We start from the raw sequence: 15,299 nt of genomic DNA on the forward strand, positions 1-15,299 counted from the left end.
AAGCATATCAATTGAATGATCGTAGTCATGGTATGATTTAACAATATCAATCGAATTTAGAAGTAAGTAAGGTGTAACTCTTTTAAAAACTCCTACATAATAGGCCATAACTTGCATTGTGACCTATTATGTACATTCTAAAGAGCGTTCAATTAGCTTAAACGTTCGACATTACTCTATTGGTTTGGAAGCTGATCCTATATTATTTATTCCATAAAATAAGTTACTTCAAGTCCTATTATCCTTCCTTTTGATAGTGGAGAGAAAGTACCGAAAGAAAGTTGCGTATCACTACCGTGTTTAACTTCATTAGTTAAATTTTTACCAAAAACAGAAAACACCCACTGTTCATCATTTGTGTGTAAATCTAAGCCGGCATTAATAATATCTTGCTCGTCTATAAACCCTAAGTTATTATCAGTATAGAAAGATTTATCGCGATGTGAATAATTGATACGAGAAGATAAATATCCCCAACTACCTATATCCATATCATGGTTTAAACCTATGCTGTATGTGGTTTTAGGTACACGAGGAATATCAAGCTCAGTATCTTGATTATCAACAATGCCATCACCATTAAGATCATATATTATTTTGTCATATTCAGCATTGATAATACCAAAGTTAAATGTAGCAATTAAAGAATCTGTTAACAATATAACACCATCTATTTCAAAGCCTAACATACTGGCTTCGGCGGTATTTTTGATTACTTGTATTACTGAACCATCTGGCGCTGGTAAGTTTACTTCTCGTTGCATATCATCAATTGATGTGTAGAAAGTAGCAGCGTTTAATTGTCCCCAATCGCGCGTTAGTTTATAACCTACTTCAAAACTGCTAACTTCTTCTTGATCAAAAGGTCCAGGACCGTTTGCTTTTTCTAATTCAGGTGTACTGATGTCAGCGGTATTTCGCAAATTATATCCGCCAGAGCGGAAGCCTTTTGTCCAATGACCATAAACTAAATCACTGTTTTTGAAGGTGTAAGTCAAACCTAATTTTGGTGATAAACTAGTCCACTCATCATCATCTGAAAAGTCAAAATTACAATCATTATTCAAAATAATATTACAGCCAGGCCCTTGAGGTAAGTAAGGCCCATCTTCAATAGCTGATACATTTTTACTCAGAGAAACAATATCAACGTCTTTTTTCTCTTTAGTATAACGTGCTCCTGCTATTGCGGATAATTGTTCTGATATTTTAAAATCTATTGCGGCAAAGGCACTAATATTTGATGCATCATGTAAACCACCGCCATCTTGATATATTCCTCCTGGAATTGAAGATAAAGGCAGTACACGTCTTTCATGATATTCTAAATCATTAGCATATTGATATATGCCAAAAGTGATATTAGATTGGTTCTCAAGCTCTTTATTGAAGCGAAGTTCATGGCTAAACTGCTCGCTTTCTGTCCATGAATATGAATGGAATAAGGTAAAAGGCTGTGCATCAATATCACCTAAAGTAGAGCTTGAATAATTTCGATAGCCAAAAATATAAGTTGCTGTGCCGCCAGCAATATTCCAATCAACATTTAATGTCGCCATATCTATATCTAAACTTTGAAAGCCTTTTTCATTTATAGATAAATCATGAGTGTCTCTATCAAAGGTCACTGCGTACGGATTTAGAGGATGTGGGGCAGGGAAAGCTAATTCAGGGCCAACGCCACTACCATTAGTATGGTTCTGAGCAGAAGGGCCATCCCCTTCTGAGCTAACGGTTTCATATTTAAACAGAATACTCAAATCATCAGACGGTTCCCATAAGGTGGTTGAACGAATCATAGATTGCTTATAAGCTCCATGATCACTGTTGTCATAAAGGTTGGTAAAACTACCATCATCATTACTATAATATCCTGATAATTTTGTAGATAAATTTTCTATAATAGGAACATTTACAACAGCTTGTAATGTTTTATTTTTACCACCATCTTCGCCACCAGTAATAGAAGCTTTAGATTTAAATTCAAAGTAATCACTAGGCTTTTTGGTATGAATCAATAGTGCACCACCAGTAACGTTGCGTCCAAATAAAATACCTTGCGGACCTCTAAGTACCTCTATGCGTTCAAGATCAAACATATCCATGACGACACCGCCATTTGTACCTAAGAAAACGCCGTCAACAAAAACACCCACTGTAGGGTCAATGGAAGGGATAGAGCTGTTAATTCCAAGGCCACGAATTGAAAAATTTGCATTGCCCCGTGCAGTGCCAACATCCTCTAACGTTACATTAGCCATACCATCAGAGAGATCATTAAAATCTCGTACTTTCAAAGTATTTAATTGATCTTCACCAAAAGCTGTCAAAGCTATAGGTGTTTCTTGAATAGTTTCAGTACGTTTTCTTGCAGTAACCTCTATTCTTTCGACTAAAATATCAGCAGATTTTTTTTTCTTTTTAGTTTCTACTTCAGTATCGCCCTGTGCATGCACTGGAAAAATGATGGCACTTATAAATATGGATAAGGTCGTTAGCTTAAATTTTCTTTTAAGTGTGTTTTGTAATGTTTTACTCATATACGTTCCCCAAATGTTATTTTATTTTTAATCGAATACGGTATTTCAAGTAGCAATAAAACATCATGCTATCTTAGAAACAAGGTAACACTAGGTGGTTTTATAGTCAACTATTATGAAAGGTTATTTCGTATAGCGAAATTTAATTATGTTTTTCTCTAAGTTGGAGGCTTGATATAAATACAATTATCATTAATGATGTGGCTGCAAAGAATGGAAAGTTTATATTTTTTTGATATAAAAAGGCGGCAATTAAAGGACCAGAAATAAACCCTATGGCTGGGGCTGCGCTAATTAACCCTACAGCGGTTTGTTGTTGATCTATAGAGCATCGGCCTGTTGCCATACTTGCCGCTGTAGGGTAACTAAACCCCATTCCGAATCCAAGCAGTGCCATGCCAAGATATATTTCATTAATATCATGACAGGTTGCAATGGTTAAGTGCCCTATAATCAAAGTAAATAGACCTATTTTAAGTAATGTCAGTTGATTGGCCTTTATACGTTGTAGCAAAAATAATTGCGTAATTAAAGAGCAGACTGCAACTATCATGGCACCAATACCTAGCATACTTGCAGCATTGATAGCATTTTGTTTTAATGCATCGATTATGAAAAAGCCTAAGCTCTGTTGCATCATAGCCATAGCACAAAATAAGGAAGCAGCGATGGCAGCAAAAGGAATAAAGCTATTAGTAGACTCATTTTTTTCAATTGGTATAAACTGATTAGGTTTTTCTATGTTATTGCTTGCTGTAATGGGCTTGTCAACAGGCAGAAACCGCCAAACGAGTAGTAATGCTAATATAGTGAAAATGGTAATTGTATATAAGGGGATTAACAGCCCGAAAATAACGAGAAAACCGACTAGCATTGGGCCTAGCATTTGCCCTAAATTGTTAGCCGAAGTTAAACGACTGATAGTGGGTAATATTTGTGCTGTTGAACAAGTCGATATGGCATAAGATAATGCTGATGTTGGTGTCGCAGACATTATACAAGATTGTAGAATTCTAGCAGTGAATAATAAAACATAGAAAAGATCTGGCGCTATTTGCTTGTTTATACCTAAATAGAAAACGGAGGCAAAGACGAATGTGCCTATACTATAACCACTTAAGCCTATAATTAAGATATTCTTACGACCCCATTTTATTGCGCGCTTTCCCCAAAATGTGCTACCTAGCGCAAAAACAAGCGCTGAAAAAGAGATGATACTAGCGATTTGTAGTTCAGTTAACCCTGACTCTCGCCCTAATGCAGGCATTAAAGCAAAAACAACACTTTGTCCCATTGCGGTTGCTAATAGGCTAAAAAATAAAATCCAATTATTCATAGTACCCTAAAACTTTCACCATCAAGTGAAATGGATGGCTATAAATTGTGTTGATGTTTTAAAATATTTTACTTTATTAAAGCAAAAGTAGCGACTGATCTTTATAGTCGCTACGATTAGGTAAAGTGATCAAAATAATTAGTTATTCACTTCAAACAGTGCTGCCATGCCCATGCCACCACCAATACACATTGTGGTAACTACATATCTAGCTCTGCGTCGTTGACCTTCAATTAAAGCATGGCCTACCATTCTAGCGCCACTCATGCCATAAGGGTGACCAATAGAGATAGCACCGCCGTTAACGTTGAGTTTGTTACTATCTATTTGTAGTTTTTCTTGGCAGTAAAGGACTTGCACAGCAAAAGCTTCATTTAACTCCCACAGATCAATATCATTAATTGATAAACCATGACGCTTTAATAATTTAGGCACAGCAAACACGGGACCAATTCCCATCTCATCGGGTTCACACCCGCTTACTACCATGCCTCGGTATGTACCTAATGGTGATAAACCGCGTTGTTCGGCGAGTTTACTATCCATTAATACACAGGCAGATGCACCATCGGATAACTGACTTGCATTGCCAGCTGTAACAAATGCATCTTCTCCCATAACAGGTGATAAGCTAGCTAAACCTTCTAATGTAGTTGTAGGGCGATTACATTCATCTTTAGATAAAGTGACATCTTGATAAGAATAGCTCTTTGTTTCTTTATTAAAGATTGCTTGATTAACATTTATTGGGGCTAACTCAGTATCAAATCTTCCTGCTTCCTGTGCAGCGGCAGTTCTTTGTTGGCTCTGCAAGGCATAATTGTCCATCGCTTCTCGCTTTATATTATAGCGCTTTGCAACAAGATCCGCAGTTTCAATCATCGGCATATAAATACCAGGATAAGCTGCTTTTAATGATTCACTTTGTGTTCTAAAGCGGTTCGTGTTTTCATTTTGCACTAAGCTGATTGAATCTAATCCTCCAGCAACAGCAACAGGAACTTGGTCGACAATGATACGTTGAGCTGCCATAGAAATTGCCTGTAAACCTGATGAACAAAATCTGTTTACGGTAACGCCACTACTTGTGATAGGTAAACCAGCACTTAATGCTGCTTGACGAGCAATATTTCCACCTGTCGCTCCTTCAGGTAAACCACAACCCATAATGACATCTTCAACTTCATTGATGTCTACACCTGAACGTTCAACTGCATGTTTTATAGCGTGACCCGCAAATTCTGCTCCATGAGTATTATTAAGTGCGCCACGGTATGCTTTTGCGATAGGCGTACGTGCTGTAGATACGATAACTGCTTCTCTCATTGTATTTTCTCCGAATTTTTATTTAATTATTTATATAAAGGGGTTATATGTCACTAAAGCGCTTACCTTCACTGACTAGTTTTTCAAGCAAAGGAGCGGGTTGCCAAATATCACCATATTTTTCTTGGTATAATTTCAAGTCATTCAGAATGTTTTCTAAGCCGATACTGTCGGCATAAAACATTGGTCCGCCTCTATAAACCGGGAATCCATAGCCATATACCCAAACAGCATTAACATCGCTAGCGCGCTGTGCAATACCTTCATCTAAAATTTGGGCGCCTTCATTAATCAGTGGGTAAATTAAACGTTTAACAATTTCCTCATCTGAAATTTCACGCTGCTCGAATCCTAACTTTTGCGCTGTTTCTTTAATGATTTTGTTTACTTCTTCATCAGGAATAGGGCTGTAGGAATTTTCTTCATAACGGTAATAACCTTTTCGGTTTTTTTGTCCCAAACGTCCATTTTCAACTAGTCTATCGCTAATAGCTCCATCAGTTTCAGGTACAAACACACCGCTTTCTCTGCGCTCTTTTCTAACTCGATAACCTACATCGAGTCCAGATAAATCTGCCATCGTCATTGGCCCCATTGCCATGCCAAATTGATAAACTGCATTATCTATTTGTGCAGGTGTAGCGCCTTCTAACAATAATGCGCCAGCTTCACGGCCATACCCTTTGAGCATACGATTACCGATAAAACCATCACAAACACCTGAAACTACTGGTATTTTACCTATTTTACTTCCTAGTTTCATAGCTGTTGCTAAGACATCATCGGCGGTTTTCTCTGCACGAATGACTTCTAATAATTTCATTACTTGGGCGGGACTGAAAAAATGTAAACCAATAACATCTTGTGGACGTTTTGTAATAGAAGCTATTTCATCAACGTCTAAAGTTGAAGTGTTACTCGCTAAAATGCAGCCAGGTTTACATACTTCATCTAATTTTGAAAAGACTTGATGTTTTACTTCCATACTTTCAAATACCGCTTCTATAACGAGATCAACATCATTAAGATCATCATAAGATAAAGTGCCAGTAATTAAACCTTGTTGATATGCTGCTTTTTCATTGGTAATTCGTCCTTTAGCTGCCTGACCACGGTAATATTTTTCTATTGTATTAAGGCCACTTTGTAATACATTTTCATTAACCTCTAATAAAGTGACTGGAATATTAGCGTTGCTAAAGCTTAACGCAATACCTGACCCCATAGTACCTGCACCAATAATGGCAACGTTATTAATTTCTCTAGTCGGCGTTTTTTTATCTAAATCATCAATTACTGCTGCTTGTCGTTGAGCAAAAAACATATGACGTTGCGATGCTGATTGTGTTGATTTCATACATTCAAGAAACAAGCTTCTTTCTTTTTCAACACCTTTCAAAAATGGTAAGTCTATTGATGCTTCAACTGCTGATATACACGCTTGAGGAGCTTCAAAGCCACGGAATTTCTTTGCGATTTTTTTTCTGTAGTTATTGATAAGATCTTCAGCAACTAATGATTTATCTACTGTGATCTCAGATATGCGTTTAACAGGTAAATTTTGCTCCACTATATCATGAGCAAATTTAAGTGCGCCATCCACAACGTCGCCATCAATAATTTTGTCAATAATACCTAATGAAAGTGCTTCTGCTGCTTTTACTTGACGTCCAGAAACAATAACATCCAATGCTTTTTCAACACCTATTAATCTCGGTAAACGTTGAGTACCTCCAGCACCAGGTAGTAAACCTAAGTGTACTTCAGGTAAACCTACTTTAGTGCTGCTGTTGGCCACTCTATAATGGCATGTTAAGGCCACTTCAAGGCCTCCACCTAGCGCAGTGCCATGCAACGCGGTAATTATTGGTTTAGATACCGTATCAATGAATGATAATGCTTCTGGCAGGCTAGGTGATTGCATAGGTTTACCAAATTCAGTGATATCAGCACCTGCAAAATAAGTTCTACCAAGGCAATAGAGCACTATGGCTTTTACCTTAGTGTTTTCATCGGCCTGGGTAATGCAATCAATAAGCCCTTTTCTTACTAAGTAAGACAAAGCATTAACAGGTGGATTATTCACTTTTATTAATGCGATTGAGTCACGTAACTCTAAACTAACTATTTCACTCATTTTGGATCCTATTCTTGTCTGATGTTTATTCAATGTTGAGAATTAATTTTTGTAAGGTTGATAATACAAAAAAAACCACAAAAAGTAAAATCTTATTTCGCACAGCGATATTTGATAGGATGATTTAAAACAAAAGATAGCTAAATTATTTTGTTTTGTGTACTTTTGTTTCGCTATGCGGTAATATATTTCATGATTACTGGTTGGAATGTTTTGATATTAGGAAATAAACACAGATGAGTTCATCTTTAATTAACCGTACAGATATTGATTTTTTACTTTTTGATGTGTTTGAAACAGAAAGGTTAACGCACCTTGAGCATTTTTGTGACCATTCAAAAGAAACGTTTAGTGCCACAATAGACCTTGCTCACAATTTAGGTGTTGATTATTTTGAACCTCACGCCTCATTGGTTGATGAGAATGAGCCGCAGATGCTTAACCAAGAGGTTAAGATTGCTGATGAAGTTCATCAAGCGTTAGGTCAATATTATGCTGCTGGATTCGGCGCCGCGACACAAAGTTATGAGCTAGGCGGTATGCAATTGCCTTTTTCAATTTCAGTCGCGTGTAAAGCATTATTAAGCGCAGCAAATATTGCCACGTATGCATATTCCTCTTTAAGTCATGCCAATGCTAATGTTATTAAAAATTTTGCTAACGATAAACTTAAAAATCTCTATTTACCTAAGTTACTTGATGGTACATATATGGGGACTATGGCGCTTACTGAACCACAGGCTGGCTCTTCTTTAGCTGATATTCAAAGTAGTGCGGTCAAACAAGTTGATGGAAATTATTTACTCAGTGGTAATAAAATATTCATTTCAGCTGGCGACCATGATTTGAGTGAAAATATAGTGCATTTAGTTTTAGCTCGTATTAAAGGAGCACCTAAAGGTATTAAAGGATTATCACTCTTCATAGTTCCTAAATTTTTGGTTAATGATGATGGCACACTAGGAGAACGTAACGACGTTAACTTAGCAGGATTGATTCATAAAATGGGTTATCGCGGCACAACATCAACCATGCTCAGTTTTGGTGAAAAAACGGGGGCAAAAGCTTTCTTAATTGGCGAACCACAAAAAGGTTTGCAGTATATGTTTCAAATGATGAACGAAGCACGAATAGGTGTTGGTATTGGAGCCGTATCGCTTGGATATACAGCTTACTTAAAAGCAGTTAACTATGCTCGAGATAGAGCTCAAGGTCGTGATGCTAAACATAGAGTTCCAGATGGCCCTCAGCAAAGCATAATCCAACATGCTGATGTTAAGCGTATGTTGTTAAAGGCTAAGTCTTTTGTTGAAGGAGGTATGTGTTTATCTTTTTATGGCGCTCAATTAGTTGATAAAAAGACATGGTGTACTGACGCTCAAGCGCGAGAAAAATCTGCATTATTACTAGACATATTAACACCTATTCTTAAATCATGGCCATCAAAGTATTGCCTAGAAGCTAATTCAATCGCTATTCAAGTGCATGGTGGCTATGGTTATACTCGCGAATATCCTTTAGAACGTTTATATCGTGATAACCGATTAAACCCTATTCATGAAGGTACTGAAGGCATTCAGTCTCTAGATTTACTTGGTCGAAAAATTATGATGAATAATGGTGAGGCATTTAATTATTTGTCAAGCCAAGTGGAACAGACTATTGAGCACTCATTAGCAATAGCTGACACCAAACAGCTAGGACAAGCATTGCATGATGGTTGGCGGTGTTTAAAGCAGACAACTCATGCACTTATCGCGGTAGCTAAACAAGAAAGTGTCGAGAAAACCCTATCAAATTCGGTACTTTATTTACATTCATTTGGTCATACCGTAGTGGCATGGCTTTGGGTTAAACAAGCATTAGTGGCTAATGAAAAACTAAAAACAGCTTCAGATACAGAGCGTGATTTTTACTTAGGTAAAAAACATGCAGCGCAGTATTTTCTTAACTATGAGCTTCCAAAAGCAGCGGTAGACTGTCATATATTAGATAAAAATGATCAAACGTGTGTTGATATGGATGCTAACTGGTTTTGATATCAATTAGATAGCAATATCACGAATAAACTAAATATTTTAAATCGGAGAAAAATTTTGAAAAGCCAACAATTTGAAGATTATGGTAATGCATTAGTTTGTAACCAATATGATCGCCCAGAGCCTAAGGGTGATGAAGTGCTAATTAAAGTCAAAGCATGTGGCGTTTGCCACAGTGACGTTCATGTATGGGAAGGTCATTTTGATTTGGGTGGTGGCAACAAAGTAGATTTAAAAGGTAACCATAAATTACCTTTCACCTTAGGTCATGAAATAGCTGGCGAAGTGGTTGCAATGGGAGATACAGCATCTAATGCAACTGTGGGGCAGAATTATGTTGTTTATCCATGGATAGGTTGTGGTCAATGTGCGATTTGTGAAAAAGGGCAAGAGCATTTATGTAATCGACCACGTACTCTAGGGGTAGCAGTTGATGGTGGTTTTAGTGAATATGTAATCGTACCTTCAGGGCGTTATCTATATGATTTAGGTGATTTACCAGCAAGCTTGGCTTGTACTTATGCATGCTCTGGTGTCACAGCTTATAGTGCGGTGAACCAAGTCAAACAACAAGTTCAAGGGCGTGAGTTACTTATTATTGGTGCCGGGGGGGTTGGCCTGTCGGGTTTATCAATGGCTAAAGCGTTGCTCGATTGTAAAATTATTGTCTCCGATATTGACAAAGCTAAACGTGAACAAGCACTACAAGAAGGTGCAGATTCAGTTATTGATCCTACTGACAAAGAAGCGGTTTATGCCTTAATGAAAAGTACGCGAGGTGGTGTAGCGGCAGCGATTGATTTTGTTGGCTCAGATCGTTCGGCTGGCTTTGGTATTCAAATGCTTAATAAAGGTAGTACTTTGCTCGTCGTCGGGCTCTTTGGTGGCGCGTTACCTTTATCAATACCTATTCTACCACTTAAAGCTATTACGATTGCTGGCTCTTTTGTTGGTAGTACTCAAGATATGAAAGAAATGATGGAATTAGTACATGCAGGCAAAATAAATCCAATTAAAATTACAGAGCGATCATTATCGTGTGCACATCAAACCTTAGAAGATTTACAGCAAGGTAGTGTTGTTGGTCGCGTAGTTTTGACCCCAGAGAATAACCATTAAGGTTTAATAAATAAAAAAATAAATAGAGGATTGAAAATGAAAGCTATTGTTTGTAAAGCCTTTGCGCCTATTGAGGCTCTGAGCTTTGAAGAAGTTCCTGAGCCAATGTTAGCTGAAAATGAATTAAAAATTGTTGTTCATGCTGCTGGAGTAAACTTTCCTGATGCCTTGTTAGTACAAGGACTATACCAAGCAAAACCTGATTTACCTTTTATTCCTGGTTCTGAATTTTCAGGCGTAGTTGAGCAAGTTGGTGATGAAGTTAGAGGCTACAAGGTTGGCGATAAAGTGATCGGTTTAAGTAGCACTTATGGCGCTTATGCACAGAAAATCACTTGCCCAGCCGAGAAAGTGATGCCAATGCCTGATTTTATTTCTTATGAAGCCGCCGCAAGTTTGGTTTTAGCACATGGCACAGCGCATCATGCTCTTAAACAGCGAGGTCAGTTAAAGGCCGGTGAAACATTGCTTGTTTTAGGTGCTGCTGGCGGTACGGGCATTGCCGCAGTACAGATAGGCAAGGCGATGGGGGCTCATGTTATTGCTGCTTGTTCAAGTGAAGATAAATTGGAACTTGCTCGTGCCAATGGGGCAGATGAATTAATTAATTATACGGAAAATGACCTTAAAAGTGAGATCAAACGTTTAACCAATGGTAAAGGCGTTGATGTTGTTTATGACCCTGTTGGTGGCGAGTTTTTTGATGCTTGTGCTCGTTGTATGAAAGCGGAAGGTCGATTGCTTGTTGTTGGTTTTGCCAGTGGCACTATTCCTAAACTACCGGTGAATTTAACGTTAGTTAAAGAGTTCTCTGTTGTTGGCGTATTTTTTGGTGCTTACACCAGACGAGATAAAAAAGGTTATGCCGACAATATGCAAGAGTTATTTAATTGGTATCAGCAAGAGAAAGTTAGCTTAATCATTGATAAATGTTACCCACTCGCCCAAACAGCACAAGCATTAAAAGCAGTAGCAAATCGTCAAGTGATGGGGAAAGTAATACTTACGCCTTAGGTTGAGGGTGCTTAGTTTCCCCTCATGATGAAGCAACCTAAATGCCCATGCTAATAGTTATATAAATAAGTGAGAAGCTCATGGATTTTGAATACAGTGAAAAAACACAAAAATTAAGACAGCAGTTAGATAATTTTATGCAGCAACATATATTGCCTCGTCTGCAGCAATACAAAGATGAAGTAAAGTCAGGACAGTATCCTGTTTCTTTTATGGAAGATTTAAAAGCATTGGCGCGTAGCGAAGGTTTATGGAATTTATTCTTACCGGGATTAAAAGAGGGTGAGCAAGGCACGCGTTTATCTAATTTAGAATATGCGCCGCTAGCCGAAATAATGGGGAAAGTGCCTTGGGTGTCTGAAGTGTTTAATTGTAATGCACCTGATACTGGTAATATGGAATTGCTGCACATGTTTGCAACGCCAGAACAGAAAAAACAATGGCTTGAACCCTTAATGGCGGGAGAAATTCGTTCTGCTTTCGCAATGACAGAGCCAGATGTACCTTCATCTGACGCGACAAATATCCAAACGATTATTCAACGAGATGGCGATGATTATGTTATTAATGGCCGTAAATGGTTTATTTCAAATGCTAGTCACCCAAACTGTAAATTGTTTATTTTGATGGGCAAAACAGACCCAGATAATGAAGATCGTCATCTACAGCAAAGTATGGTGCTGATCCCTAAAGATGCTGAAGGGGTTTGTGTAGAACGTAATATTAGCATCATGAATCACATTAACCCACACGGGCATTGCGAAATAACGTTTAAAAATGTTCGTGTACCTGTAAGTAACTTACTTGGAGAATTGGGCGGTGGTTTTACTATGTCACAAGCCCGATTAGGCCCTGGAAGAATTCATCATTGTATGCGTTCAATTGGGCAAGCTGAATTAGCACTACAAATGATGGTTGAACGCGCACAAGAGCGTAAAACCTTTGGTCGTTATTTGTATGACCATGGTGCGGTATCAGATTGGATAGGACGCTCACGTATAGAAATAGAACAAGCACGTTTATTGGTACTACGTGCAGCATGGAAAATAGATAAAGTGGGTGCTAAAGCTGCAGCAGATGATATTTCTCTTATTAAAGCACTGATCCCCACCTTGCAAACAACGGTTGTTGATAGAGCTATGCAAACCTTTGGCGCAATGGGAATAAGCCCAGATACGCCTTTACCTGATATGTGGACTCAAGGGCGTTCCTTACGATATGCAGATGGCCCAGATGAAGTGCACATACGTAAGATTTCTCGTATGGAAATTAACAAGAGTAAAAAAAATCCAGCCCAAACATTGATTTTTTACTCAAATCAGCGGTAAAAATAAAACGAACTTAAATTTCATTAAATTAACACTTGATTTCGCACAGTGAAACTGTATACTGAAATTAGTTGTAATACAATTTCACTTTATTTATGGTAAACAATATGAATATAGATTTTACAGAATCAGAGAAAAACTTTCGTCTTGAAGTAAGAGATTTTTTTCAAAATGAATTGCCAGAACAAGTCAAGCTTGCAATTGATAATGGCTTACGTCTGTCAAAAGAAGAGCAGATACTTTATCAACAAGCTTTAGCAACGAAAGGTTGGGCAGGTACTAACTGGCCTGTTGAACATGGTGGTACAGGTTGGAGTGCTACACAAAAATATATTTTCTATAATGAATCAGCCAAAGCTAAAGCACCGCGAATAGTACCCTTTGGTTTATCTATGGTTGCGCCAGTAATTTATAGTTTTGGTAACAAAGAACAGCAAGAGCGTTTTTTACCTGATATTTTGTCAAGTAAGGTTTGGTGGTGTCAGGGCTATTCTGAGCCTAATGCTGGCTCAGATTTGGCAGGTATTAAAACTAAAGCAGTACGTGATGGTGAAGATTATATTGTTAATGGCGTAAAAACTTGGACTACGTTAGGTCATTATGCTGATTGGATTTTCTGCCTTGTTAGAACGCAAGATACTGGTAAAAAGCAAGAAGGGATTAGTTTTCTACTTATTGATATGCACACTCCTGGTGTTACGGTAAAACCTATTATTACCTTAGATGGACGCCGAGAAGTCAATGAGGTGTTTTTTGAGGATGTACGTGTTCCTGCACATAATTTAATTGGTGAGGAGGGGAAAGGTTGGACTTACGCTAAAGTTTTATTAACTCACGAGCGAACTAATATTGCTGGTGTAGCTTCTTCTAAACAGCGTTTGAGTAGCATATACGAAATGTTAGAAACACCACCTGATGGTATGGCTGACTTAAGAAAGAATAATGTCTTTATGGCCAGAGTTTTAGCTACGGAAGTTGAGCTTAAAGCGCTTGAATATACTGAATTACGTGTATTGTCTTCTGTATCAACGGGTAAAGCACCGGGACCTGAATCATCTATTTTAAAAATCAAAGGCACTGAAGTTCAGCAAGCCTTAGATGAATTATACGTTGAAATGGCTGGTATATATGCCTTGCCATTTCTTCCTCAGCAGTATGATGACGCAACCGTAGAGCCAATAGGACCATTCTTTGCTGCTAATACCGCACCGCATTATTACAATAACCGTAAAGTGACAATTTATGGTGGTACAAACGAAATACAGAAAAATATTATAGCCAAACATGTACTTGGACTTTAGGAGGAGCTTACCGTGGATTTTTCATTAAATGATATTCAACAAATGCTGCAAGATAGCGCAGCAAAATTTATACAAAATGATTATGACTTTGAAACCCGTCAACGTTTTGCTCAAAGTGAACTTGGCTTTAATCCCAATAACTGGTCTTTATTTGCCGAGTTAGGTTGGCTCGCACTACCATTTTCAGAAACTTATGGCGGTTTAGATGGTAATGCTCTTGACTTAATGGTGTTACAAACTGAGCTAGGTAAAGGCTTGATCACTGAACCTTACATAGCGAGTGTTGTTCTAGGTGGCAATATAATTCAACGTCATGGTAGTGAAGTACAAAAGACTACATTACTTGAAGCCTTAATTGCTGGTGACTTAAAATTAGCACTAGCCGCTCAAGAAGCTAGTTCGCAAAATGATCTTACCACCATCACCACAACCGCTAATAAAACTGAAGGTGGCTATTTATTACATGGTCATAAATCTGTAGTTTTAGGGGCAAGTTGTGCAGATAAAATTGTTGTATTGGCTAGAACTTCAGGAAAATCATCTGATAAACATGGCTTATCACTATTTATTATTGACCCCCAACAAGCAGGCGTGACGTTAAATTCTTATGTAACAAACGATGGTAATCAGGCAGGTGATGTTGCTTTTGAGAATGCTTTTGTTTCATTTGAAAATGTGCTTGGTGAAGTAGATACAGCCTTTGATAATGTAAAAAAAGTTCTCAATGATGCGATTGTAGCTGTTTCAGCTGAAGCAGTGGGAGTGATGGAAAAAATGCTTAATGCGACTGTTGAGTACTGTAAAGTGCGTAAACAGTTTGATCAGCCTATTGGTAACTTTCAAGTATTACAGCATCGTATGGCAGATATGTTTATGGAGTGTGAGCAAAGTAAATCAATGCTGTATTACGGTGCTATTGCTATTAGCTCTGACGATGATGCTGATAAAGCAGCTTCGTTATTAAAAATTAAAATTGGCACAGCGGGTAGGTTAGTTGGTCAGGCTGCCGTACAGCTTCACGGCGGTATGGGGGTTACTGATGAGCTAGATGTTGGTCATTTCTTCAAACGTATTACAATGATCAACACTATGTTTGGTTCACATGATGAGCATTTAGATAACTTAGTTAAGCAACAGCAAATAGCATAATTTCCTGTAA

The 15,299-nt window shown here is 37.9% G+C and carries 10 protein-coding genes; 6 read left to right on the forward strand and 4 right to left on the reverse strand.

All coding sequences use genetic code 11. From position 1 onward, the window contains the following. Window positions 1–206: 206 nt before the first annotated feature. From ACE1OF_RS02545 to ACE1OF_RS02560, 4 genes are all read right to left on the reverse strand, one after another. Window positions 207–2,540, reverse strand: coding sequence for a TonB-dependent receptor (locus ACE1OF_RS02545; RefSeq protein ID WP_448892502.1), 2,334 nt, complete (start codon window positions 2,538–2,540; stop codon window positions 207–209). Between the two features lie 142 nt (window positions 2,541–2,682). Continuing rightward, window positions 2,683–3,876, reverse strand: coding sequence for an MFS transporter (locus ACE1OF_RS02550; protein WP_448892504.1), 1,194 nt, complete (start codon window positions 3,874–3,876; stop codon window positions 2,683–2,685). 138 nt (window positions 3,877–4,014) lie between these two features. Further along, entirely contained in the window at window positions 4,015–5,202 is a 1,188-nt protein-coding gene (locus ACE1OF_RS02555; protein ID WP_448892505.1) for an acetyl-CoA C-acyltransferase, read from the reverse strand. Window positions 5,203–5,245: 43 nt separating this feature from the next. Then, the gene (locus tag ACE1OF_RS02560) at window positions 5,246–7,339 is read right to left on the reverse strand and encodes a 3-hydroxyacyl-CoA dehydrogenase NAD-binding domain-containing protein (RefSeq protein WP_448892507.1); all 2,094 of its coding nucleotides are present in this window, start codon (window positions 7,337–7,339) and stop codon (window positions 5,246–5,248) included. 236 nt (window positions 7,340–7,575) lie between these two features. On the opposite strand from ACE1OF_RS02560, the gene ACE1OF_RS02565 reads away from it, so the two are divergent. The 6 genes from ACE1OF_RS02565 (at window position 7,576) to ACE1OF_RS02590 (ending at window position 15,289) form a co-directional block, all read left to right on the forward strand. Continuing rightward, a complete protein-coding gene (locus tag ACE1OF_RS02565; protein WP_448892508.1) occupies window positions 7,576–9,378 on the forward strand; it encodes an acyl-CoA dehydrogenase in 1,803 nt (600 codons plus the stop codon). Window positions 9,379–9,435: 57 nt separating this feature from the next. Then, window positions 9,436–10,497 carry an alcohol dehydrogenase gene (locus ACE1OF_RS02570; RefSeq protein WP_448892509.1) on the forward strand — a complete coding sequence of 354 codons (1,062 nt, stop codon included), beginning with the start codon at window positions 9,436–9,438 and terminating at the stop codon, window positions 10,495–10,497. Window positions 10,498–10,533: 36 nt separating this feature from the next. Next, window positions 10,534–11,511, forward strand: coding sequence for an NADPH:quinone oxidoreductase family protein (locus ACE1OF_RS02575; protein WP_448892510.1), 978 nt, complete (start codon window positions 10,534–10,536; stop codon window positions 11,509–11,511). 80 nt (window positions 11,512–11,591) lie between these two features. After that, window positions 11,592–12,839: an acyl-CoA dehydrogenase family protein gene (locus tag ACE1OF_RS02580; RefSeq protein ID WP_448892511.1), complete on the forward strand. Its 1,248-nt coding sequence runs from the start codon at window positions 11,592–11,594 to the stop codon at window positions 12,837–12,839. Window positions 12,840–12,946: 107 nt separating this feature from the next. Next, window positions 12,947–14,140: an acyl-CoA dehydrogenase family protein gene (locus tag ACE1OF_RS02585; RefSeq protein WP_448892513.1), complete on the forward strand. Its 1,194-nt coding sequence runs from the start codon at window positions 12,947–12,949 to the stop codon at window positions 14,138–14,140. 12 nt (window positions 14,141–14,152) lie between these two features. Beyond that, the gene (locus ACE1OF_RS02590; RefSeq protein WP_448892515.1) at window positions 14,153–15,289 is read left to right on the forward strand and encodes an acyl-CoA dehydrogenase family protein; all 1,137 of its coding nucleotides are present in this window, start codon (window positions 14,153–14,155) and stop codon (window positions 15,287–15,289) included. Window positions 15,290–15,299: the final 10 nt, after the last annotated feature.

Source organism: Colwellia sp. E150_009, from assembly GCF_053543955.1.